The organism is Pseudomonas lopnurensis (genome assembly GCF_015070855.1).
In the GTDB taxonomy this organism is placed as follows: domain Bacteria; phylum Pseudomonadota; class Gammaproteobacteria; order Pseudomonadales; family Pseudomonadaceae; genus Stutzerimonas; species Stutzerimonas lopnurensis.
Map to the genome: position 1 here is coordinate 64357 of NZ_JADDIX010000024.1, position 24052 is coordinate 88408.

The 24052-nt window shown below is 66.5% G+C and carries 13 protein-coding genes; 11 read left to right on the forward strand and 2 right to left on the reverse strand.

Annotation, left to right across the window (positions count from 1 at the left end; all coding sequences use genetic code 11):
* Positions 1 to 21: 21 nt before the first annotated feature.
* The gene (gene xthA / locus IN820_RS05210) at positions 22 to 834 is read right to left on the reverse strand and encodes an exodeoxyribonuclease III (RefSeq protein ID WP_193679962.1); all 813 of its coding nucleotides are present in this window, start codon (positions 832 to 834) and stop codon (positions 22 to 24) included.
* 218 nt (positions 835 to 1052) lie between these two features.
* On the opposite strand from xthA, the gene IN820_RS05215 reads away from it, so the two are divergent.
* From IN820_RS05215 to IN820_RS05240, 6 genes are all read left to right on the forward strand, one after another.
* Positions 1053 to 1688, forward strand: coding sequence for a GNAT family N-acetyltransferase (locus IN820_RS05215; protein ID WP_193679963.1), 636 nt, complete (start codon positions 1053 to 1055; stop codon positions 1686 to 1688).
* 215 nt (positions 1689 to 1903) lie between these two features.
* Positions 1904 to 3586: an autotransporter assembly complex protein TamA gene (locus IN820_RS05220; RefSeq protein WP_235989079.1), complete on the forward strand. Its 1683-nt coding sequence runs from the start codon at positions 1904 to 1906 to the stop codon at positions 3584 to 3586.
* The gene (locus IN820_RS05225) at positions 3583 to 7263 is read left to right on the forward strand and encodes a translocation/assembly module TamB domain-containing protein (RefSeq protein ID WP_193679964.1); all 3681 of its coding nucleotides are present in this window, start codon (positions 3583 to 3585) and stop codon (positions 7261 to 7263) included. Before IN820_RS05220 ends, IN820_RS05225 begins: the two co-directional genes overlap by 4 nt.
* Before the next feature lie 873 nt (positions 7264 to 8136).
* Positions 8137 to 9480 (forward strand): alanine/glycine:cation symporter family protein, encoded by a 1344-nt coding sequence (locus IN820_RS05230; protein ID WP_193679965.1) that lies wholly within the window; start codon positions 8137 to 8139, stop codon positions 9478 to 9480.
* Between the two features lie 146 nt (positions 9481 to 9626).
* Positions 9627 to 10127: a thiol peroxidase gene (gene tpx / locus IN820_RS05235; RefSeq protein ID WP_193679966.1), complete on the forward strand. Its 501-nt coding sequence runs from the start codon at positions 9627 to 9629 to the stop codon at positions 10125 to 10127.
* Positions 10128 to 10442: 315 nt separating this feature from the next.
* The gene (locus IN820_RS05240) at positions 10443 to 11624 is read left to right on the forward strand and encodes an NAD(P)-dependent oxidoreductase (RefSeq protein ID WP_193680012.1); all 1182 of its coding nucleotides are present in this window, start codon (positions 10443 to 10445) and stop codon (positions 11622 to 11624) included.
* A 202-nt stretch (positions 11625 to 11826) separates the two neighbouring features.
* Here the strand turns inward: IN820_RS05240 and murJ are convergent, their stop codons facing one another.
* Positions 11827 to 13293, reverse strand: coding sequence for a murein biosynthesis integral membrane protein MurJ (murJ, locus tag IN820_RS05245; protein WP_193679967.1), 1467 nt, complete (start codon positions 13291 to 13293; stop codon positions 11827 to 11829).
* Positions 13294 to 13547: 254 nt separating this feature from the next.
* On the opposite strand from murJ, the gene IN820_RS05250 reads away from it, so the two are divergent.
* From IN820_RS05250 to IN820_RS05270, 5 genes are all read left to right on the forward strand, one after another.
* Positions 13548 to 14786, forward strand: a complete 1239-nt coding sequence (locus IN820_RS05250) for an MdtA/MuxA family multidrug efflux RND transporter periplasmic adaptor subunit (protein ID WP_193679968.1) — start codon at positions 13548 to 13550, stop codon at positions 14784 to 14786.
* Complete coding sequence (locus IN820_RS05255) at positions 14783 to 17863, forward strand: MdtB/MuxB family multidrug efflux RND transporter permease subunit (RefSeq protein ID WP_193679969.1); 3081 nt, start codon at positions 14783 to 14785, stop codon at positions 17861 to 17863. The genes IN820_RS05250 and IN820_RS05255 overlap by 4 nt, the downstream gene beginning before the upstream one ends.
* 118 nt (positions 17864 to 17981) lie before the next feature.
* The gene (locus IN820_RS05260; protein WP_193679970.1) at positions 17982 to 21086 is read left to right on the forward strand and encodes an efflux RND transporter permease subunit; all 3105 of its coding nucleotides are present in this window, start codon (positions 17982 to 17984) and stop codon (positions 21084 to 21086) included.
* Complete coding sequence (locus tag IN820_RS05265) at positions 21083 to 22552, forward strand: efflux transporter outer membrane subunit (protein ID WP_328822074.1); 1470 nt, start codon at positions 21083 to 21085, stop codon at positions 22550 to 22552. Before IN820_RS05260 ends, IN820_RS05265 begins: the two co-directional genes overlap by 4 nt.
* Positions 22553 to 22774: 222 nt before the next feature.
* Positions 22775 to 24052: aldehyde dehydrogenase family protein (locus IN820_RS05270; RefSeq protein ID WP_193679971.1), on the forward strand; the 1278-nt coding region annotated here is incomplete at its 3' end.

The following is a 24052-nucleotide window of genomic DNA, read 5'->3' on the forward strand; positions in this document are numbered from 1 at the left end:
GCGCAAACTCGGCCGGGAAAATCAGGTCAGCTCGACCCACACCGGGCAATGATCGGAGGGCTTTTCCATCGCGCGGATATCGTAGTCGACCCCGCAATCGGTGACCCGTTCGTGCAGCGCCGCGGTGGTCAGGATGTAGTCGATGCGCAGGCCCCGGCGGGGTTCGTCCTCGAAACCGCGGCTGCGGTAGTCGAACCAGCTGAAGCGGTCGACGACTTCCGGGTTGAGGCTCCGGAAACTGTCCTGCAGGCCCCAGCTCTTGAGCTTGCCGAGCCACTCGCGCTCCTCCGGCAGGAAGCTGCACTTGCCGGTGCGCAGCCAGCGCTTGGCGTTCGCCTCGCCGATGCCGATGTCGCAATCTTCCGGTGAGATGTTGAAGTCGCCCATCACCGCCAGCGCCAGGTCCGGGCTGAACTGCTGTTCGAGCAGGGCCTGCAGGTCGGCGTAGAAGCGCGTCTTGGCAGGAAACTTGACCGGATGGGCGCGGCTTTCGCCCTGGGGGAAATAGCCGTTCATGACCGTCACCGGCTGGCCGTTGGCATCGGCGAAACGGCCCCAGATGAAGCGTTTCTGCGACTCCTCGCCGTCGCCGGGGAAGCCCTTGTGGATTTCCAGCGGCGCCTGGCGCGACAGCAGGGCGACGCCGTAGTGGCCCTTCTGGCCGTGGTAATGCACGTGGTAACCGAGTGCTTCGATCTGCGCCTGGGGGAACTGCTCGTCGGCCACCTTGGTCTCTTGCAGGCCGATGATGTCCGGTTGGTGCTTTTCTATGATTGCAGAAAGCTGATGAGGTCTTGCGCGTAGACCATTGATATTGAAGGAAACAATTTTCATAAGGTATCCATGAATGCTGCCTGGAGGCGGCGTCGGTCTGTGGCACCGGGGCGTTGCCGAAAGCCGTGATTCTAGTGATTCGCCGCCGCGCATACCAAGCGCCAACGCGTTGCAGCGGCGTGTGCGCTGCGTTTTCGTGGGCTGAAACGGTCCCCGTGGCAGGCTGTGCGACCGGCTGCTAAGTTGCATTCACCCTTACGAAAAACACGAGAGTCGCCATGACGATACCCGCAGAGGTCCGTACGCTCGACAGCGGTTACGACCGTGAAACGCGTTCATTGCTGTATCACGCCTATCGTCACGAACCCACCTTCGCCTATCTGTTCGAATCGGATCGCCCCGGCTACGAGCAGCGCGTGCGTGCGACCGTGCGCGAGCTGGTGAACCAGCACTTTTTGCAGCAGCAACCGGCGCTTGGCCTGCTGTTGCAGGACCGGCTGATTGCGGTCGCCCTGATCGCGCCGCCACAACGGCGGCTGGACATCACCGAAAGCTGGGCGTGGCGTGCGCGCATGCTGCTGACGGCGGGGTTCCGCTGTACGCGCCGCTATCTGGACTATCACGAAACGGTGCTGGCCTGCCTGCCGACCGGGGCCGTCCATCTGCTGCCGCTGCTGGGCGTGCATCCGCAGTTCCAGGGGCAGCACTACGGCGAGCAGTTGCTGCAGGCGGTGCACGACTGGTGTGCCGAGGACGAAACCTCCGAAGGCCTGGTGATCGATACCGGCAACCCGCGCTATCTGAACTTCTACCAGCGCCAGGGCTATCGGGAGATCGGCCAGGTGGCGGTCGGGCCGGTGGTCGAGCATGTGTTTTTCCATCCGGCGCCGCGGCGGATGGAGGCGACGCCATAGCCGGTAGTTTTTCAACGGCCCGATAGGCGCGCGGCGAATTTTATCGCGCCGGGCCAGTCTGAGTGGCCTGACAACCGACGATGCCAGCCATGCCCGGACGCCCGTACGATCGCTCTAACGCTTGCCTTACCGCCGCGCTCGGATTTGCCGTCATGCTAGCATTGCGCGCCATGTGCAAATCGAACCGACTCGGCCCGCTGGTAGCCGCAATCGTGATGTTGACCGGGATCGGTGCCGGCGCCGCTGAGCTTGACGTTCGTCTCGAGCCTGCGAACCGGGCGCTACGGGAAAATATCGAAAACTACATCGGCGAGCTGGGTGACCGCGACGCCCGCGAGCTGCTGCGCTACAGCCGCGTCGCGCAAAGCCAGGCGGAAAAGGCGCTGCAGGCCCTGGGCTATTACCGCAGCCGGATTCGCAGTGACGTGAGCGAAGGCGAGGAGCCGACGCTGATCCTGCGGGTGCGTACCGGCGAGCCGGTGCGCCTGCGCAACGTCGAGGTGCGCCTGGACGGGCCGGCGGCGCAATTTCCCGCTTTCCAGGTGGCCGGGCGCACCCTGCGCCAGGGCGACGTGCTAAACCATGGCCGCTACGAAGAGGTGAAGCAGCAGTTCCTCAACCAGGCCTCGCGCTACGGCTATTTCGATGGGCGCTTCACCCAGCAGCGCCTGGCGGTCGATCCGCGGGAGAACACGGCGGACGTCGAACTGGTGTTCGACAGCGGCCCGCGCTATCGCCTGGGCGATGTGCGTTTCGAGGGCGACGCACCGTTCGATGACGACCTGCTGATGCGCATGGTGCCGTTCAAGGCCGATGCCCCCTATGACTCCGAGCTGATCGCCGAACTCAGCCAGGCCTTGCAGTCGAGCGGTTATTTCGAGGGTGTCCGGGTCGATGCCAATCCCGCCAGCGCCAGCGAGCAGCGGGTTCCGGTGGCGGTCCGGCTGGCCACCCGCAAGCCGCGCACCTTCGGCCTGGGCCTGGGCTACTCCACCGACGTGGGGCCGCGTATCCGGCTGAACTGGACGCGCCACTGGGTCAATCCCCAGGGCCACAGCTACGGCGCCGAAACCGAGCTGTCGGCGCCGCGGCAGAACGTCGGGCTCTGGTACGACATCCCGCTCGACCCTCCGTTGACCGACAAGCTGCGTTTCGTCGGCGGCTACCAGTACGAAGAAATCGCCGGCACCGACAGTCTTAGCCGTCTGCTCAAGGTCGGGCCGGAATGGCACAGCCAACTGCCCAGTGGCTGGCAGCGGGTGCTGTCGCTGAAGTGGCAGCACGAGGAATATCGCCTCGGCGACGATTCGGGCCTGAGCACCCTGTTGATGCCCGGCGTCGCCTACAGCTATCTGCGCAGCGACAACCGCATCGATCCGAGCCGGGGCTACCGCCTGCAGTTCGAGGTGGCGGGAGCCAAGGATGGCGTGTTCTCGGATGCCGACCTGATCCACGCCAACGTGCTGCTCCGCGGCCTGACCACGCTCGGCCAGCGCCACCGCTTGCTCGGTCGCGTGCAGCTCGGCGGCAACTGGACCGACGAATACGTCAACGTGCCGCCGTCGCTGCGCTACTTCGCCGGTGGCGACCAGAGCGTGCGCGGTTACGACTACCAGAGCTTGTCGCCGACCAATTCCGATGGCGACAGGATCGGCGGTCGCTACCAGTTCGCCGTCAGCGCCGAGTACCAGTATTCGATCGCCGAACGTTGGCGCATCGCGACCTTCGTCGACCAGGGCAACGCCTTCAACTCGCTGGAGTTCCCGACCCTCAAGAGCAGCGTGGGCGCAGGCGTGCGCTGGGTTTCGCCGGTGGGGCCGATACGCGTCGACCTGGCGCATCCGCTCGACGGCGAGGGCGGCGTGCGTCTGCACTTCTCCATGGGGCCGGAACTGTGAGGCGGGCCTGGCGGGGCCTCGGCTGGACATTGCTCGGTGCGATCCTGCTGCTGATCGTCGGCCTGGGTGCGCTGCTGGGAACCACCGGCGGCAGCCGCTGGTTGCTGGCCCAGGTGCCGGGGCTGAGCGTCGAGGCGTTCGACGGAACCCTCGGCCGGCGCTGGCAGGCCGAGCGGCTGCTGTGGCAGCAGGGCGATAACCGGGTCGAGGTCGAGCGACCGCGTCTCGCCTGGTCGCCGGCCTGCCTGCTGAAGCGAACCCTGTGCATCGACGAGCTGGTCGCCGGCGATATCGAACTGGTCTTTCCGCCCGCCGAGCCGGAGCCGGACGCCGAGCCCTTCAGCCTGCCCGACATCGACCTGCCGCTGGCGCTGCAGGTCGGCCGTATCGAGATCGGCCGGCTGCGCCTGAACGATGCCGAACAGCTGCAAGGCCTGACCCTACAGGCGGACTGGCGCGCCGCAGGACTCGACATCCAGCGCCTGACGCTGCGCCGCGACGACCTCGACCTGGACATGCAGGGTCGGCTGCAACCCCGGGGTGACTGGCCACTGACGCTGCAGGGCCTGGCGGCGCTGCGGTCGCCGGACGAACGACCCTGGGCGCTGAAGATCGACGTGGAGGGCGAACTGCGCGAGCAGCTCCGGCTCGCCGTGCAGAGCCAGGGCTATCTCGACGGTGCCCTCAGCGGCCAGTTGCGCCCGCTGGACCCGCAGCTCCCGGCGACGCTGAAACTCAGCGCCGACGGCTTCAAGGCCATGCCCGACCTGCCCGATACCCTGCGCCTGGACGGGCTGGAGCTGGCGGCGAGCGGAAACCTCGAAGACGGCTACCGGCTGCTCGGCACCGGCCGTTTACCGGGCGAGGGCGGCACCGTGCGGCTGGCAGTGGAAGGACTGGTCAAGGCGAGCGGGGCGCGGCTCGACGTCCTCGAGCTGGATGCCGGCGAGCAACGCCGGGTGCGCCTGAGTGGCGATATCGACTGGCAGGAGGGCCTTGCCGCGAACGCCGAGCTGGCCTGGCGGGACTTCCCCTGGCGCCGGCTCTATCCGCAGATCGACGAGCCACCAGTGGCGCTGCGCGAGCTGACGGCCCAGCTGCAGTACGACAATGGCAACTACCTCGGCCATTTCGACTCGGCCATGAGCGGGCCGGCGGGCGACTTCACCCTGGCCAGCCCGGTCAGCGGCAATCTCGAAACGGTGCATCTGCCGCAATTGCAGCTGCGCGCCGGGCAGGGCAGTGTCAGCGGCTCGCTCAGCATCGGTTTCGCCGATGGGATCGAGTGGAACACCGACCTGGCTCTGAGCGAACTCGATCCCGCCTATTGGGTTGCCGAGCTGCCCGGCAATCTCGGCGGCTCGCTGAAAAGTCGCGGGTCGTTGCGCGGCGAGCGGCTGCAGGGCGAAGCCGCCCTCGACATCGCCGGCCGCCTGCGCGGCCAGGCGACCCGCCTGCAATTGCAGGCCAGCGGGGAGGACGGGCGCTGGGTCCTTCCCGGCATCGACCTGCGCATGGGCGACAACCGTATCCATGGCCAGGGCAACTGGGCGCAAACCCTGGACGGCCAGCTGCAACTGGAACTCGGCCGGCTGGCACAGCTCTGGCCTGGCCTGAGCGGGCAACTGAACGGGCAGATCGGGCTCGGCGGCACCCCTTCGGCGCCACAAGGGCGTGCCGAGCTGAGCGGCCGCAACCTCGGCTATCAGGACAACCGGCTGCGCCGGCTCAGCCTCGACGCGCGACTGGCCGAAGGCGAACGCGGCCAACTGACCCTGAGCGCCGAGCGGATTCGCGCCGGTGAAACCGATCTCGGCGCGCTGCAACTGGAGGCCGATGGCACCCGCGAGCGGCATCAGGCCACCGTGCAACTGCAGGGGCCGCTGCTGGACCTGGCGCTGGCCTTCGACGGCGGCCTGCGCGACGGCGACTGGCGCGGCCGCCTGTTGCGCGGCGAGCTCAGCGCGCAGCAGCAGGACTGGCGTCTGCAGCAACCCGCGGCGCTTCGGCGTTTCGCCGAGGGCCGCCTCGATCTCGGCGCGCATTGCTGGCTGTCCGGCCCCGCCAGCCTCTGCGCGGAAGATCAGCGGCTGATGCCCGACCCGCGCATTCGCTACCGTCTGCGCGATTTCCCGCTGCAGACGCTGGCCGGCTACCTGCCCGACGACTTCGCCTGGCAGGGCGAGCTGAACGCGGATATCGAGCTGGACCTGCCCGCGGCTGGGCCCAACGGCCGAGTCAGCATCGATGCCGGCGCTGGCGTGCTGCGCATGCGCGAGGGCGACGAGTGGTACGACTTCCCTTACGACGTCTTGGCGCTGAACAGCCGGCTGCTGCCCGAGCGGATCGACAGCGAACTGCGTTTCCAGGGCGGCGAGCTGGGTGAGCTGGAGCTGCACGCTCGCATCGATCCGCGCCATGAGCTCAAGCCCCTGAATGGCGAGTTTCGCCTGAACGGCCTGAATCTGGCCGTGGCGCGCCCGTTCGTGCCGATGGTCGAGCGTCTCAACGGCGAGCTGAACGGCAGCGGCCAGTTCTCCGGCAGCCTGCAGCAGCCGCGACTGGACGGCCAACTGACCCTCAGCGGCGGCGAGATAGCCGGTACCGAGTTACCCACCACCTTCGAGGACCTGCAGGTCCGCCTGCTGATCGAAGGCGAACGCCTGCGCATCGACGGCGACTGGCGCGCGGGCGAGCAGGGACGCGGCAATCTGGCCGGCACGCTGGATTGGGCCGAGGCGCTGGATCTGGATATGCAGCTCAGCGGCAGTCGCCTGCCGGTGGTGGTCGAGCCCTATGCGGAACTGGAAGTGGAGCCGGATCTGCGCATCGTCCTGAGCGGGCAGCAACTGGCGGTGAGTGGCCGCGTCGAGGTGCCCCGCGGCGCGATCACCGTGCGCGAACTGCCGCCGGCGACCGTGCGGGTTTCGGAGGACGCCGTGATCGTCGGGCGCGAGGCCGAAGAGCCGGCGACGCCAATGGCGGTGAAGATGGATATCGACGTCGAAGTCGGCCAGGACCGCCTAAGTTTTTCCGGCTTCGGCCTGACCGCCGATCTCGCCGGCTACCTGCACATCGGCGACAACCTGGATGCGCGCGGCGAACTGCAGTTGAACAACGGCCGTTACCGCGCCTACGGCCAGCGCCTGACCATTCGCCGCGCCGAGCTGCTGTTCACCGGGGTGATCAGCCAGCCCTTCCTGAACATCGAGGCGATCCGGCGTATCGATGCCGAAAACGTGGTGGCGGGGTTGCGCATCACCGGCAGCACCGAGCAGCCACGCATCGACGTCTTCGCCGAACCCGCCATGAGCCAGGAACAGGCGCTGGCCTATCTCATCCTGGGCCGGCCGCTGGGCGCCGACACCGGCGACAGCAACCTGCTCGCGCAGGCAGCGCTGGGGCTGGGCCTGGCCGGTAGCTCGTCGATCACCGGTGGGTTGGCGCAGCGACTGGGCATCCAGGATTTCCAGCTGGATACCGAAGGTACCGGCGCCGACACCAGCGTGGTCGCGACCGGCCGGCTGACCGATCGCCTGGCGCTGCGCTATGGCGTCGGCGTATTCGAGCCGTCCAACACCATCGGGCTGCGTTATCAACTGACCCGGCGAATCTTTCTCGAGGCGGCCAGTGGCCTGGCCAGCTCGCTGGATCTGTTCTATCGGCGCGATTTCTAGGGCTTTGTTGCCGTTTCGATATGGCCACTGCGTCGGCGGGCTTTTCGAGCTCGGTGGAACCCAATAGGCTCGGCGATCCGCTTTGCGCAGGCTGGCCTCCCGTGGGGCTGGCTCTCATCAAACATAAATAACGCTTTGTTTTTATTGGATAACTTTTAGAGCTTTCGCCAGTTCGCAGGGTGGGCAACGGCGAAGCCTTGCCCACGCGTCTGCCGGGTATGAACGCGGATTATCCTTTTGCCCCACCGCTAGGCGCCCGCTTGCGGGCGATCGGCCGCAACGCCGATGATCGCCGGCAAGGACTCGGCGTCCCCCCGGGCTCCTACGGGCGCGGGGTGCACAGGCGGCTTTCTCGGGGCTGCACCCTGTTTGCTATCCGACAGCGCTGCATCGAAGACGCGCAGGCGTCTCCTACGGGTTCGGTGTGTACATGCTGCCTTTTTTGCAGGTGCGGGCTCGGTCGTCGCCCTGTTCTGGGGCGTATGCCGACTGGCGTGCGCACCAATTTTGACTACGCTCGCTTTTCGTGCGACCTGCGGATGCCGGAGCGTCGGTGCCGGGAAACCCTGACCGTCCGGTCGATTTCCTTCGTCGCTCCGATCGCCGAATCTGGCGCAATCGGCCCGCGCCCAAGGGCCGAGGCAGTGGTAGCATCCGCTCTCCGCCCCTGCGCGGGATTGCCGTACAGACCCTAGCATGAGTCTTGCAATGGTGGCTTTGATGTCGACCGTCATTACCTTGGCGGTGGCTCGGAACTCGTCGTTACCTGGCCGTCGAAAACCATCGTCACGAGCGTCATGGTTTTCAACGGTCCCCATGGTGGCGCGATACTCACGCGAGTGCGACTCGCAATAAGAAAATAAGGTGCCTCGAATGGAATTCCTGAACAACCTGGTCAACAGCGTCAATGCCCTCGTCTGGGGCCCACCCATGCTGGTGCTGATCCTGGGGACCGGCCTGATCCTGATGATCATGCTCAAATTCATGCCACTGACCCGCATCGGCACCGGTTTCGCCCTGATGTGGCGCGGCCGCGCCAAGGGTGACTCGGCCACCGGTGAAATCAGCCCGTTCCAGGCGCTGATGACGTCCCTGGCGGCCACCGTCGGCACCGGCAACATCGCCGGCGTCGCCACGGCGATCTTCCTCGGTGGTCCCGGTGCCCTGTTCTGGATGTGGTGTACCGCGCTGGTGGGCATGGCGACCAAGTACTGCGAAGTGGTGCTGGCCGTGCACTACCGTGAGAAGGACGACCGCGGTGAGCACGTCGGCGGGCCGATGTACGCGATCAAGAACGGCCTGGGCAAGAAATGGATCTGGCTCGGTACCGCCTTCGCCATCTTCGGCGGCTTCGCCGGTTTCGGCATCGGCAACATGGTGCAGGTCAACAGCATGGCCCATGCCCTGGAAACCACCTTTTCCGTGCCGCTGTGGGTGACCGGCCTGGGCACCATGGTGATCGTCGGCCTGGTGATTCTCGGCGGCATCCGCCGGATCGGCGTGGTCGCGGCGTCACTGGTGCCGTTCATGTGCCTGGCCTATCTGATTGCCGCGGCGGTGGTGCTGGTGGTGAATGCCGAGGCGATTCCCGCCGCCTTCAACCTGATCTTCACCCATGCCTTCACGCCGATCGCGGCCACCGGCGGCTTCGCCGGTGCGGCGGTGATGGCCGCGATCCGTTTCGGCGTGGCGCGCGGCATCTTCTCCAACGAGGCGGGCCTGGGGACCGCCGGTATCGCCCAGGCGGCCGGGACCACCACCAGTTCGGTGCGTTCGGGCATGATCGGCATGCTGGGCACGTTCATCGACACCATCATCGTCTGCTCGATGACCGGCCTGGCGATCATCTGCACCGGTGTCTGGACCAGCGGCGAGAGCGGCGCGGCCCTGTCCGCCGCGGCTTTCGAGTCGGCCATGCCGGGTATCGGCGGGGCGCTGCTGACCGTTGCGCTGGTGGTATTCGCCTTCACCACCATCCTCGGCTGGAGCTATTTCGGCGAAAAATGCTGGGAGTTCCTCGTCGGCACCAAGGCCATCTGGCCGTTCCGCCTGATCTGGGTCGTCGCGGTGCCGTTCGGCGCCATCGCCCAGCTGGATTTCGCCTGGCTGCTGGCCGACACCCTCAACGGCCTGATGGCGATTCCCAACCTGATCTCGCTGCTGTTGCTGAGCCCGGTGGTGGTCAAGCTGACCAAGGAATACTTCGCGCGCAGTTGATGACCGGCGCCGGAGCGGCGGGATGACCGCTGCGGGGATGAGCCCCCGCCGCTCCGGCAGCTACACTGGTTCTGTCTTGCGGGCCGTGGAGGCGAATGACTCCACGGCCTTTCTTTTTCACATGCACACCTAGCGAGGAACGAAACATGACCGAGGTAACTCTACGTGGCGCGCCCATTCAGGTCGCCGGTGACTTTCCGCAAGCCGGCCAGCAGGCCAAGGCATTGCGCCTGGTCGGCACCGATCTCGCCGATGTCGAGCTGTCGGCGTTCGCCGGCAAGCGCAAGGTTCTGAACATCTTCCCGAGTGTCGACACGCCGATCTGCGCCACGTCGGTGCGCAAGTTCAATGCCCAGGCGAGCGGGCTGAGCAACACCGTCGTGCTGTGCATCTCCGCGGACCTGCCATTCGCGCAGAAGCGCTTCTGCGGCGCCGAGGGCCTGGAGAACGTCGTCAGCCTGTCCACCATGCGCGGCGCACAATTCCTCGAGGACTACGGCGTAGCGATCGCCAGCGGCCCGCTGGCCGGTGTCGCGGCCCGTGCCGTCATAGTCCTCGACGAACAGGATCGCGTCCTCTACAGCGAACTGGTCGGCGAGATCGGTACCGAACCGAACTACGAGGCGGCCATCGCTTCGCTGGCCTGACCCGCACGGCGGCACATACGACGGCGAGTGCTCTTTCGGGGGCGCTCGCCGTCGCGTTTTCTGGCGACGGGAAACCAACGAAGTACCCTGCGCCGCTTGTCGTCCTCAATTAGCGGAACGCCAGCGCGGGCACTAGCTTCATGCGGGCCGCCCTTCGTTGGATTCAGGGTGAGCAGACGCCGGCAATCGGTAACAAAAGGCCATTTTGTTAAAAAATCTTTTTGTCCCATTGCTGTCATAGAGCCTGATGCCCATTGAACGGATTCAGCTATGCCTACCTCACAGATCAAGAAAATCGGTGTCTCCGGAACGGGAATGATCGCCCACGGCTTCGTGAGGCTGATCAAGCAGCACTATCCGGACATGGAGATCTCCCGCGTTCTGACCCGTCGCCCGCTTTCCTCCATGACCGGCTTCCCGCAGGCCAATGCACTCACCCACTCGCTCGACGAGCTCATCGACCACTCGGACCTGATCGTCGAATGCAGCGGCGATGTCTTTCACGGCACTTCGGTCATCGAGCGCGCGTTCGAGGCAGGGCTGCCGGTGGTGACGGTCAATGCCGAGCTGCAGGTGACCACGGGCTCCTATCTCGCGGGCAAGGGCCTGCTCACCGAAGCCGAAGGCGACCAGCCGGGCTCTCTCGCCGCGTTGCGCGAGGATGCCTTGCTGATGGGCTTCCAACCGCTGGTCTACGGCAACATGAAGGGCTACCTGAATCACGATCCTTCGCCGGAAGACATGGCCTACTGGGCCAACCGCCAGGGAATCAGCGTCGATCAGACCACCTCGTTCACCGATGGCACCAAGGTGCAGATCGAACAGGTGATCATCGGCAACGGGCTTGGCGCCACCATCACCCGGCAGGGGATGGAGGGCCTGGCCTCGACGAATCTCGACGACAGCGCGAGCCTGCTCGCGATGATGGCCGAACGCATAGGGCAGCCGATCGTCGACTACGTGATCCCGTCCGGCTACTCGGCTGGCGGGGTGTTCCTGGTGGGCCGGCACGACGAGGATCAGGCGCGTGCCATCGAGTATTTCAAGCTCGGTCGTGGCCCGTTCTATACCCTGGTGCGGCCGTTCCACCTCTGCTCGCTGGAGGTCGGCAAGACGGTGCGGCGGGTCCTCGGCGGCGGCGGCGTGCTGCTCAACAATTCCACCGAGCCGACCCTGGGTGTCGGTGCCATCGCCAAGCGCGCGATGAAGGCCGGCGAGCTGATCGAGCGCGGCATCGGTGGCTTCCAGTTCCGCGGCGAAGCGCTCAAGCTCGCCCAGCATCCCGACCACGTGCCGATCGGCCTGTTGCGCAAGACGGCCCTCAAACGCGCCGTGGAGCCCGGCCAGCTGATCACCTTCGACGATATCGACATCCTGCCGAGCCGCGCGCTGGACATCGTCCTGGAGCAGCGCAAGCGGCTCACCGACGCCAACGCCAGGCCCGATGCCTGGAACACGCCGGTCAGCACCATGGGAATGCTCGCCCTGGGGGGCTGAGCATCTCCCCGCCACACCGATCGCGCCGCGTCGCCGCAACGACGGGGCGGTGACAACGCATCCGCTCAGAAGCAAGAAGGCAGCTGTCGAACGACAGCTGCCCAATGTCGATCAGATAAGGTTTGTCCGTAGCCTGCACGGGTGTCGTGGTGGGCTGAAGCCCACCCTACCTGGAGCACCCTACAGGGCTTCCTCTCGATGCTCAGGTCTTGCGCATCGACCAGTAGCGCGGCTTGAACAGGTCACGCTCGCCGAGCAGCGTCACCCCGGCGGCGAACCCCACCAGCACCAGGCCGATATACAGGCACAGCTGCAGCAGGCCTTGCGGCTCGGGCAGGTAGTGCAGGGCCGCGGCCAGTGCGGCGGCGGTGGCCAGCCAGCGCGCCAGCACGGCCACGCCCAGTCCCTTGGGTGAGGCGCGATAGACATAGAGCCCCATGAACAGCGCCTGCAATGCGGCGCCGCAGGAGAAGGCCGTCGCCAGTCCCGCGGCGCCGTACGCGCGGTACAGCGCGGCATCGAGGCCGATGGTCATCGCCGAGCTGATCAGGGTGATCACCAGGAACAGCCGGGCCTGATGCTGGGCGAGCAGGGCGCGGCCCCAGAGCAGCGCGAGCCCCATCGCCGGCAGCCCCAAGGCATAGATCACCATCAGCGAAGCGGTGGCCTGGGTTTGCGCGGGGCCGAACTCGCCGCGCTCCAGCAGGACCGAAACCACCGCCACGGGAGAGGAACAGAGCACCACCGTGGCCGGCACCAGGAACAGCAGGGTGGCCAGCAGGCCCTTGCGGATCACGACGGCGTGGCCGCGATGGTCGTTGTCGTTCCAGCTGGAAGAAAACCGCGGGAACAGTACGGAAAGCACCGACATCGCGTACAGGGTCAGCGGTATCGTGACGATACGGAACGCGAAGGACAGCATGGTGATGCTGCCTTCCTCGAGGAACGAGGCGAACATCCGCTCGGCCAGGATGCATGCCTGCTGGGCACCGGCGGCCCCCAGCACGGGCGCGAAGGCGAGGCCGAACTGGCTGCCGTGGCCTTTCTCCAGCGGCATCGCGTCCCCGCGCAGATAGCGGATGCGGCGATGTTGCACGACGATCAGCGCCATCTGCGGCAGCAGCATGCCGACGAAGATCACCATCCCGCTGGGCTCGAACAGCAGGATGCCGACGATCGCGCCGGCGTTGAGCAGCAGGGTGCGGGTCATCGGCATGATGAACACGTTGTCCATGTTCAGCAGTGCCCCCTGGCAATACAGCGCGGCCTGCACGGCGATGAGCAATGCGCCGACGCAGAAGACCAACTGACCATCGGCCACCTGCTCCGGCGTCCACCCTGGCGCCAGCAGGTTGAGAACCCAGTAGCTGGACAGAACGATCAGCGCGCAGGCGGCGCCGCCCATCAGCATGACCCGCCAGTACAGCCAGCGGGCCACCGACTCGAACAGGGCCTGCGATTGACAGCGCAGCTTCTGCAGGTAGGGGATCATCGCATCGCGCAGGGCCAGGCCGAGGAAGTTCTCGAAGAACAGCGGCAGAATGAGGGCGACGAAGATGAGGTCCGCTTCCCAACTGAGGCCGAAGGAGCGGGCGATGAACAGATCGCGAAGAAAACCGAGAAGGAAACTGGCGACGGTAAGCGCCAGGATGGCCAGCGATGCATTCATTCCTTGGTCCTATGACAACGACACGACAACGTCCGATTCGAGTGCTGGCGGGGCATGCTCGCTGCCCCGGGGCGTCTGGCTCATGGGCCAGGACCAGTAGATAGACTGAGCGCTATCTGCATGGTTCCGGGCGGCAGTGGCGTTCGACACTGCCGCCGTCCATATGTGTCGATACGTAAAAATGCCGTAAAGGCCCTTTGCGAGCGGCCCCCGACTGCTTATCGTTCACGCTCATTTTCAAGCGAACACTGTTCATGTCCGAGGCTCACTCCACTTCCGCTCGTTCCCGCCTTCGCTGGCTGTTCCTCCTCATCGCCGTTACGATCGTCGCGCTGCTGATCTGGTGGTTGTGGCCGAGCGCCGCGCAAACGCCGCCTCCCGGCGGCCGGCCGGGCTTCGGCGCGTTCGCCGGCCCGGTGCCGGTGCGTGTGGCGAAGGTGGAGCAGGGCGCGTTCGAGGTCTACAACAAGGCGCTCGGCACCGTCACCCCGCTCAATACCGTCAATCTGCGCAGCCGCGTGGGCGGCGAACTGGTCGAGCTGCGCTTCGAGGAAGGGCAGCGGGTCAGTGCCGGCGATCTGCTGGCGGTGATCGATCCGCGCCCTTACCAGGTGGCCTTGCAGCAGGCCGAAGGCACGCTGCAGCAGAATCGCGCACAGCTGAAGAACGCCCAGGTCGACCTCGAGCGCTATCGCGGCCTGTATGCCGACGACAGCATCGCCAAGCAGACCCTGGACACCCAGGAGGCGCTCGTCAGCCAGTACCAGGGCACCCTGGCGGCCAACCAGGCGGCGGTCAACGAGGCGCGCCTGAACCTCGAATTCACCCAGATCCGTTCGCCCATCGATGGCCGCCTGGGGCTGCGCCAGCTGGACGTGGGCAATCTGGTCGCGGCCAACGACACCACGCCGCTGGTGGTGATCACCCAGACCCAGCCGATGTCGATCAGCTTCACCCTGCCCGAGGGCGATCTGCTGCCGGTGCTGACACGCTACCGGCAGGGCGACGAACTGGCGGTGCAGGCCTGGGATCGCGGCGAGAAAATACTCTTCGGCGAGGGCGTGCTGGAAAGCATCGACAACCAGATCGACGCCACCACCGGCACGCTGCGTTTCAAGGCGCGCTTCGATAACGAGGCCGAACTGCTGATCCCCAATCAGTTCGTCAACGTGCGCCTGCGCGTGCAGACCCTCACCGACGCCATCCTGATTCCGTCCGCGGCGCTGCAGTTCGGCTCGCGCGGCACCTTCGTCTACGTCGTCGGCGACGATGACAAGGTCGAGATGCGCCTGCTCGAAGCGGGGCCGAGCAATGGCGAGACGACCGTGGTGCTCGAAGGGCTGCAGGTGGGCGAGCGCATCGTGATGGAAGGCACCGACCGCCTGCGCGACGGCAGCCAGGTCGAAGTGGTCGACAGCCGCCGCATGGCCGAACAGGCCGCGGAGAATCCGGTGCTCGGCGGCGGCGAAGCCGCGGAGCGCGAGACGCAATGAACATCTCCCGGCTGTTCATCCTTCGGCCGGTGGCGACCACGCTGAGCATGGTCGCAATCCTCCTGGCCGGGCTGATTGCCTACCGCATGCTGCCGGTAGCCGCGCTGCCGCAGGTGGATTACCCGACCATCCGGGTGATGACGCTCTATCCCGGCGCCAGCCCCGAGGTCATGACCAGCGCCGTCACCGCGCCGCTGGAACGGCAGTTCGGGCAGATGCCGGGGCTGACCCAGATGTCGTCCACCAGCTCCGGCGGGGCCTCGGTCATCACCCTGCGCTTTTCCCTGGAGGTCGCGCTGGACGTGGCCGAGCAGGAAGTCCAGGCGGCGATCAACGCGGCGGACAACCTGCTGCCCAACGACCTGCCGGCGCCGCCGGTGTACAACAAGGTCAACCCCGCCGATACGCCGGTGCTGACCCTGGCGGTGACCTCCGACAGCCTGCCGCTGCCGCAACTGCACGACCTGGTCGATACCCGCATGGCGCAGAAACTGGCGCAGATCAGCGGCGTCGGCATGGTCAGCATCGCCGGTGGCCAGCGCCCGGCGGTGCGCATCCGCGCCAATCCCGAAGCGCTCGCCGCCTACGGCCTGTCCCTGGCCGACGTGCGCTCGCTGATCACCAGTTCCAACGTCAACCAGCCCAAGGGCAACTTCGACGGCCCGACCCGCGTGTCCATGCTCGATGCCAACGACCAGTTGAAGACGCCCGAGGAATACGCCGAGCTGATTCTCACCTACCAGGACGGCGCCACGCTGCGCCTGAAGGACGTGGCCGAGATCGTCGACGGCGCCGAGAACGAGCGCCTCGCCGCCTGGGCCAACCAGAGCCAGGCGGTGCTGCTGAACATCCAGCGCCAGCCCGGCGCCAACGTCATCGAGGTGGTCGAGCGCATCCAGGCGTTGCTGCCGGAGGTGACCGCCAGCATGCCGGCGGGGCTCGACGTGGTGGTGCTCACCGACCGCACCCAGACCATCCGCGCCGCGGTCACCGACGTGCAGCACGAGCTGATGCTGGCCACCTTCCTGGTGGTGATGGTCACCTTCGTGTTCCTCAAGAAGCTCTCGGCCACCGTCATTCCCTCCATCGCCGTGCCGCTGTCGCTGGTGGGCACCTTCGCGGTGATGTACCTCTGCGGCTTCTCGCTGAACAACCTGACGCTGATGGCGCTGACCATCGCCACCGGCTTCGTGGTGGACGACGCCATCGTCATGCTGGAAAACATCGCCCGCCACCTGGAGGAGGGCGAGACGCCGCTGAACGCCGCGCTCAAGGGCGCCAGGCAGATCGGCTTCACCCTGATCTCGCTGACCTTCTCGCTGATCGCCGTGCTGATCCCGCTGCTGTTCATGCAGGACGTGGTCGGCCGGCTGTTCCGCGAGTTCGCCATCACCCTGGCGGTGGCGATCCTGATCTCGCTGGTGGTGTCGCTGACGCTGACGCCGATGATGTGCGCCAAGCTGCTCAAGGCGCAAACCGCGGCCGAGGCCAAACCGGACTGGGTCGAGCGACTGATCGGCGGCTACTCGCGCTGGCTGACCTGGGTGCTCGGGCACCAGACGCTGACCCTGCTGGTGGCCGTCGCGACCCTGGGACTCACCGTCGTCCTCTATCTGGCGGTGCCCAAGGGCTTCTTCCCGGTGCAGGACACCGGCGTGATCCAGGGCATCAGCGAGGCGCCGCAATCGATCTCGTTCCGCGCCATGAGCGAACGCCAGCAGGAACTGGCCAAGATCATCCTGGCCGATCCGGCGGTGGCCAGCCTGTCGTCCTATATCGGCGTGGATGGCGACAACGTCACCCTCAACAGCGGCCGCCTGCTGATCAACCTCAAGCCCCATGGCGAGCGCGACCTGACCGCCAGCCAGGTGATCGATCGCCTGCGCCCGGAGCTGGCCAAGCTGGCGGGCATCGAGCTGTACCTGCAGCCGGTGCAGGATTTGTCCATCGAGGATCGGGTCAGCCGTACGCAATTCCAGTTCAGCCTGGAAACACCGGACAGCGAACTGCTGCAGGAGTGGACGCCGCGCCTGGTCGAGGCGCTGCGCGAGCGGCCGGAGCTCACCGACGTCGCCAGCGACCTGCAGAGCAGCGGCCTGCAGATCTACCTGGACATCGACCGCGACGCCGCCGCGCGCCTGGGCATCCAGGTCTCGGACATCACCGATGCGCTCTATGATGCCTTCGGCCAGCGGCAGATCTCGACCATCTTCACCCAGGCCAGCCAGTATCGCGTGGTGCTCGAGGCCGAGGCGGGCAACCGGCTCGGGCCGCAGGCACTGGAGCAGTTGTTCGTGCAGAGCGAAGGGGGCACGCCCGTGCGGTTGTCGAGCCTGGCGCGGCTGGAACAGCGCAACGCGCCCTTGCTGATCAACCACATCGGCCAGTTCCCGGCGGTGACCCTGTCGTTCAACCTGGCCGAAGGCGTCTCGCTGGGCAAGGCGGTGGAGGTGATCGAGGCGGTGGAGCAGCAGATCGGCCTGCCGGCGGGCATCCAGACGCGCTTCCAGGGCGCGGCCGAGGCCTTCCGCGCCTCGCTGTCCAGCACCCTGCTGCTGATCCTCGCCGCGGTGGTGACCATGTACATCGTGCTCGGCGTGCTCTACGAAAGCTACATCCACCCGATCACCATTCTCTCGACATTGCCGTCGGCGGCGGTCGGTGCGCTGCTGGCACTGCTGCTGACCGGCAACGACCTCGGGCTGATCGCGATCATCGGCATCATCCTGCTGATCGGCATCGTCAAGAAGAACGCGATCATGATGATCGACTTCGCCCTGGAAGCCGAACGGCAGCAGGGCATGAGCCCGCAGGACGCCATCTATCGCGCCGCGCTGCTGCGTTTCCGGCCGATCCTGATGACCACCCTGGCGGCGCTGTTCGGCGCCATCCCGCTGATGCTGGCCTCCGGCTCCGGCGCCGAACTGCGCCAGCCGCTGGGCCTGGTACTGGTCGGCGGGCTGCTGCTCAGCCAGCTGCTGACGCTGTTCACCACGCCGGTGATCTATCTGTTCTTCGATCGGCTCGGTAATCGCTTTGCCCGACGGGATGGAGTAGGGCGGGAGGTCGGGGTATGAGCTGCAAGCTGCAAGCCTCAAGCTACAAGAAAAAAGCGGCGCGTCAGAAAACTCGCGCTCGATCCGGACAGCCGCGAGTCGCCTTTAACTTGCAGCTTGTAGCTTGCAGCCTGCAGCTATGAATTTGTCCGCCCCCTTCATCGCCCGCCCCGTGGCGACCATGCTGATGAGCCTGGCGATCCTGCTGCTGGGTGGGGTCAGCTTCGGCCTGCTGCCGGTTTCGCCGCTGCCGAACATGGATTTCCCGGTGATTACCGTGCAGGCCAGCCTGCCGGGGGCGAGCCCCGAAATCATGGCCTCCAGCGTGGCGACGCCGCTGGAGCGCTCGCTCGGCAGCATTGCCGGGGTCAGCCAGATGACCAGCCGCAGCAGCCAGGGCTCGACGCGGATCATCATCCAGTTCGATCTGGAGCGTGACATCAACGGTGCCGCGCGCGATGTGCAGGCGGCGATCAATGCCTCGCGCAACCTGCTGCCCAGCGGCATGCGCAGCATGCCGACGTACCGCAAGATCAACCCCTCGCAGGCGCCGATCATGGTGCTTTCGCTGACCTCCGCGGTGCTGGACAAGGCCGAGCTCTACGACATCGGCTCGACCATCCTGGCGCAGAAGCTCTCGCAGGTGCCCGGCGTCGGCGAGATCCAGGTCGGTGGCAGCTCGCTGCCGGCGGTGCGGGTCGAACTGCAACCGCAGCAGCTCGAGCAGTACGGTGTGGGTCTCGACGAGGTGCGCCAGACCATCGCCAACGCCAACGTACGCCGGCCCAAGGGCATGATCGAGGATGCCGACCGGCACTGGCAGGTGCGGGCCAACGACCAGTTGCACCACGCCGCCGACTACACCCCGCTGATCATCCGCTACCAGGACGGTGCCACGCTGCGCCTGGGCGATGTCGCCAAGGTTCGCGACTCGGTGGAGGACCGCTACAACAGCGGCTTCTTCAACAACGAGCAGGCGGTGTTGCTGATCGTCAACCGCCAGGCCGGCGCCAACATCATCGAAACCATCGAGGGCATCCGCAGCGAGTTGCCGGCCTTGCAGGCGATCATGCCCGGCAGCGTCGACCTGAATATCGCCATGGACCGCTCCCCGGTGATCCGCGCGACGTTGCACGAGGCCGAACGTACGCTGCTGATCGCCGTGGGCCTGGTCATCGTGCTGGTCTTCCTGTTCCTCGGCCGCTTGCGCACCGCGCTGATTCCGGCGCTGGCGGTGCCGGTGTCGCTGGTCGGCACCTTCGCGGTGATGTACCTGTGCGGCTTTTCGCTCAACGTGCTGTCGCTGATGGCGCTGATTCTCGCCGCCGGGCTGGTGGTGGACGACGCCATCGTGGTGCTGGAGAACATCGCCCGGCATATCGACGACGGCGTGCCGCCGCTGCGCGCCGCCTATATCGGCACGCGCGAGGTCGGTTTCACGCTGTTGTCGATGAACCTGTCGCTGGTGGTGGTGTTCGTCTCGATCCTCTACATGGGCGGCATCGTCGAGCGGCTGTTCCGCGAATTCTCCATCACCCTGGCCGCGGCGATCCTGGTCTCGCTGCTGGTGTCGCTGACCCTGACGCCGATGCTCTGCGCGCGCTGGCTCAAGCCCCATGAGCCGGAGAGGGACAGCCGCCTGCAGCGCTGGAGCCACGAGGCCCACCAATGGCTGCTGCGTCATTACGACCGTTCGCTGGGCTGGGCCCTGCGTCATCGGCGCATCACGCTGTTCAGCCTGCTGGCGACCATTGCGCTGAACGTGGTGCTCTACGTGCAGGTGCCCAAGACCTTCCTGCCGCAGCAGGACACCGGCCAGCTCACCGGCTTCATCCGCGGCGACGACGGCATGTCCTTCCAGGTGATGCAGCCGAAGATGGAAATCTTCCGCCAGGCGGTGCTGGCCGACCCCGCGGTGGAAAGCGTGGCCGGCTTCATCGGCGGGCAGGGCGGCATCAACAACGCCTTCATGATCGTGCGGCTCAAGCCGCTGAGCGAACGCGGCCTCTCCGCGCAGAAGGTCATCGAGCGCATCCGCGAGAACCAGCCCAAGGTGCCCGGCGGGCGGATGTTCCTCATGGCCGACCAGGACCTGCAGTTCGGCGGCGGCCGGCAGAGCAGCTCGGCCTACGCCTATACCTTGCTGGCCAGCGACCTCACCGACCTGCGCACCTGGGTGCCGCGGGTCAACCAGGCGCTGGCGGCGTTGCCGGAGCTGACCAGCATCGACGCCAACGACGGCGAGGGCGCCCAGCAGATCAGCCTGAAGATCGATCGCGACGCCGCCAAGCGCCTGGGCATCGACATGAGCACGGTCACGACGCTGCTCAACAACGCCTTCAGCCAGCGGCAGATTTCCACCATCTACGAATCGCTCAACCAGTACCAGGTGGTGATGGAGATCGACCCGAGCTACGCGCAGTATCCCGAGGTGCTCGAGCAGATCCACGTCGTCACCAGCGATGGCCGCCGCGTGCCGCTGGCCGCCTTCGCCCGCTACGAGCGCAGCCTGGAGGAAGACCGGGTCAGCCATGACGGCCAGTTCGCCGCCGAGAACATCGATTTCGACCTGGCGCCCGGTGTCAGCCTCGATCAGGCGACGCTCGCCATCGAACGCGCCGTCGCCGCCATCGGCCTGCCGAGCGAGGTGCAGGGCCGCCTGGGCGGCACCGGCAGCGCCTTCCAGAGCGCCCAGGAGGGGCAGCCGCTGATGATTCTCGGCGCCTTGTTGCTGGTCTACATCGTGCTGGGCATTCTCTATGAGAGCTACATTCACCCGCTGACCATCCTCTCGACATTGCCGTCGGCGGGCGTGGGCGCGCTGCTGGCGATCATCCTCACCGGCGATCAGTTCAGCCTGATTTCGCTGCTCGGCCTGTTCCTGCTGATCGGCGTGGTGAAGAAGAACGCCATCCTGATGATCGACCTGGCGCTGCAGTTCGAGCGCAATGAGCGGCTGTCACCGGCCGAATCGATCCGCCGGGCCTGCCTGCTGCGCTTCCGGCCGATCCTGATGACCACCATGGCCGCCATTCTCGGTGCGCTGCCGCTGCTGCTCGGCGGCGCGGAGGGTGCCGAGATGCGCCAGCCGCTGGGCCTGACGATCATCGGCGGGCTGCTGCTGAGCCAGATCCTGACCCTCTACACCACGCCGGTGGTCTACCTGTACCTGGACCGCCTGCGTCATCGTTTCAACAGCTGGCGCGGTGTGCGCACCGACGCCGCCCTGGAAAATTCGCTATGAGCCCGTTGCCCCCGTATCCCGCGTTGCGCCCGCTGGCCATCGCCGTCCTCGCCCTGTCGCTGGGCGCCTGTACCCTCGGCCCCGACTACCAGCGACCGGACCTGCCCATGGCCGGCGAATTCAAACAGGCCGAAGGCTGGAAGAGCGCAGCGCCGGCCGACGTGCTGCACCGCGGCGACTGGTGGCAGCTGTATGGCGATGCCGAGCTGGACGGCCTGGTGGCGCGGCTGAACGTTTCCAATCAGAACCTGGCCGCCGCCGAGGCGCAGTATCGCCAGGCCCGTGCGCTGGTCCGCGGGGCGCGTTCGCAGCTGTTCCCGATCGTTTCCGGCAGCCTCGGGGTCACCCGTTCGGCGCAGGGCGGCAGCAGCTCGGACGCGACCACCGGCAGCTTCGGCAGCGGCGTCGGCGAGAGCTACGAGGCCGGGCTCGGTGCTTCCTGGGAGGCGGACATCTGGGGGCGGCTGCGGCGCAATCTGCAGGCCAACCGGGCGAACATGCAGGCCAGCGCCGCCGATCTCGCCGCGGTCAGGCTGAGCCTGCAGGCGGAACTGGTGCAGACCTACCTGCAATTGCGGGTGATCGACGAGCACCAGCGCCTGCTGGAGCAGACCGTCGAGGCCTATGCACGCTCGTTGCGCCTGACCGAGAACCAGTACCGCGCGGGCATCGTGCCCAAATCCGACGTCACCCAGGCCCAGACCCAGCTCAAGAGCACCCAGGCCCAGGCGATCGACCTGCAATGGCAGCGGGCGCAGATGGAACACGCGATCGCCGTGCTGATCGGCGTCGCGCCGTCGGAGCTGGGCATCGCCGTGCGCCAGGACATTCCTGCGCTGCCCGCGGTGCCGCTGGCGGTGCCTTCGCAACTGCTGGAGCGGCGCCCGGACATCGCTTCGGCCGAACGCCTGGTCATGGCGGCCAACGCGAACATCGGCGTCGCGGAGGCGGCCTGGTATCCGGACCTGACGCTGTCGGCCAGTGGCGGCTACCGCAACAGCAGCTTCAGCGACCTGTTCAGCGTGCCCAACCGTTTCTGGTCGCTGGGCCCGCAGCTGGCGCTGACGTTGCTCGACTTCGGCAGCCGCCGCGCCGAACTGGAGCGGGCCGAAGCCAGCTACGACCAGACCGTAGCCAGCTATCGGCAGACGGTGCTCGACAGCTTTCGCGAAGTCGAGGATTACCTGGTGCAGCTACGCGTCCTGGAGCAGGAGGCGCTGGTGCAGCGCGAAGCGCTGGAGTCGGCGCAGGAATCACTGCGGCTGATCGAGAACCAGTACCGCGCCGGCACCGTCGACTACCTGAGCGTGGCGACCATGCAGACCACCGCGCTGAACAACCAGCGCACCAACCTGACCCTGCTCGGCGACCGCCTGACCGCCAGCGTGCTGCTGATCGCCGCGCTGGGCGGTGGCTGGGAAGTCGAGCAGCTCGATCAGGAGCCGGTGCTGTCCACGGCAAGGTGAGACCCGGCGGCTTCGGTGCCTTCGGAAGCCGCATCCTGCCCGGCTCAATGCCCAGGATGCGCTGCGTAGCGCAGCGGCAGCGTCGTTGGCATCTACTACCAAATGAGGAGTTCTCCGCTGCCATGGGGGCATACCGCAGGCCAGAGGGCGCTGCCTAAGATCGGCCCATGTCCTGCGCACCTTCCGGCGCAGGCTCCGACAGGCAGAAAGAGAGGCCCCATCATGATCTACGCCCAACCCGGTACCGCAGGCGCCGTCGTTTCATTCAAGCCGCGCTATGGCAACTACATCGGCGGTGAATCCGTGCCGCCGGTCAAAGGCGAGTATTTCGTCAATACCTCGCCGGTCAACGGTGAGGTGATCGCCGAGTTTCCACGTTCGGGCGCCGAAGACGTGGAAAGGGCGCTGGACGCCGCGCACGCCGCGGCCGATGTCTGGGGCCGCACCTCGGTGCAGGAGCGCGCCAACACCCTGCTGAAGATCGCCGACCGCATCGAAGCCAACCTGGAAAAGCTCGCCGTCGCCGAAACCTGGGACAACGGCAAGGCCGTGCGCGAGACCCTCAACGCCGACGTGCCGCTGGCCGCCGACCATTTCCGTTACTTCGCCGGCTGCATCCGCGCCCAGGAAGGCAGCGCCGCCGAGATCAACGAGCACACCGCGGCCTACCACTTCCACGAGCCGCTGGGCGTGGTCGGGCAGATCATCCCGTGGAACTTTCCGCTGCTGATGGCGGCCTGGAAGCTGGCGCCGGCCCTGGCCGCCGGTAACTGCGTGGTCCTGAAGCCCGCCGAGCAGACGCCGCTGTCGATCATGGTCTTCGCCGAGGTGATCGGCGACCTGCTGCCGCCGGGCGTGCTGAACATCGTCCAGGGCTTCGGCAAGGAAGCGGGCCAGGCGCTGGCCACCAGTACCCGCATCGCCAAGATCGCCTTCACCGGCTCGACCCCGGTGGGCGCGCATATCATGCGTTGCGCGGCCGAGAACATCATCCCCAGCACCGTGGAGCTGGGCGGCAAGAGCCCGAACATCTTCTTCGAAGACATCATGCAGGCCGAACCGGCGTTCATCGAGAAGGCCGCCGAGGGCCTGGTGCTGGCCTTCTTCAACCAGGGCGAGGTGTGCACCTGCCCGTCGCGCGCACTGATCCAGGAGTCCATCTTCGAGCCGTTCATGCACGAGGTGATGAAGAAGGTCCAGCAGATCAAGCGCGGCAACCCGCTGGACACCGACACCATGGTCGGCGCCCAGGCGTCCGAGCAGCAGTTCGACAAGATTTTGTCCTACCTGGAGATCGCCCGGCAGGAAGGCGCCCAGGTGCTTACCGGCGGCGCCGCGGAGGAGCTCGAGGGCGGCCTGGCCAGCGGTTACTACATCCAGCCGACGCTGCTCAAGGGCCACAACCGGATGCGCGTGTTCCAGGAGGAAATCTTCGGCCCGGTGGTCGGGGTGACCACCTTCAAGGACGAGGCCGAGGCGCTGGCCATCGCCAACGACACC

Excerpts from the sequence above, each read along its gene's own strand:
- xthA (WP_193679962.1), bottom strand. The coding sequence starts at position 834 with ATGAAAATTGTTTCCTTCAATATCAATGGTCTACGCGCAAGACCTCAT.
- IN820_RS05215 (WP_193679963.1), top strand. The coding sequence starts at position 1,053 with ATGACGATACCCGCAGAGGTCCGTACGCTCGACAGCGGTTACGACCGT.
- IN820_RS05220 (WP_235989079.1), top strand. The coding sequence starts at position 1,904 with ATGTTGACCGGGATCGGTGCCGGCGCCGCTGAGCTTGACGTTCGTCTC.
- IN820_RS05230 (WP_193679965.1), top strand. The coding sequence starts at position 8,137 with ATGGAATTCCTGAACAACCTGGTCAACAGCGTCAATGCCCTCGTCTGG.
- tpx (WP_193679966.1), top strand. The coding sequence starts at position 9,627 with ATGACCGAGGTAACTCTACGTGGCGCGCCCATTCAGGTCGCCGGTGAC.
- IN820_RS05240 (WP_193680012.1), top strand. The coding sequence starts at position 10,443 with ATGATCGCCCACGGCTTCGTGAGGCTGATCAAGCAGCACTATCCGGAC.
- murJ (WP_193679967.1), bottom strand. The coding sequence starts at position 13,293 with ATGAATGCATCGCTGGCCATCCTGGCGCTTACCGTCGCCAGTTTCCTT.
- IN820_RS05250 (WP_193679968.1), top strand. The coding sequence starts at position 13,548 with ATGTCCGAGGCTCACTCCACTTCCGCTCGTTCCCGCCTTCGCTGGCTG.
- IN820_RS05255 (WP_193679969.1), top strand. The coding sequence starts at position 14,783 with ATGAACATCTCCCGGCTGTTCATCCTTCGGCCGGTGGCGACCACGCTG.
- IN820_RS05260 (WP_193679970.1), top strand. The coding sequence starts at position 17,982 with ATGAATTTGTCCGCCCCCTTCATCGCCCGCCCCGTGGCGACCATGCTG.
- IN820_RS05265 (WP_328822074.1), top strand. The coding sequence starts at position 21,083 with ATGAGCCCGTTGCCCCCGTATCCCGCGTTGCGCCCGCTGGCCATCGCC.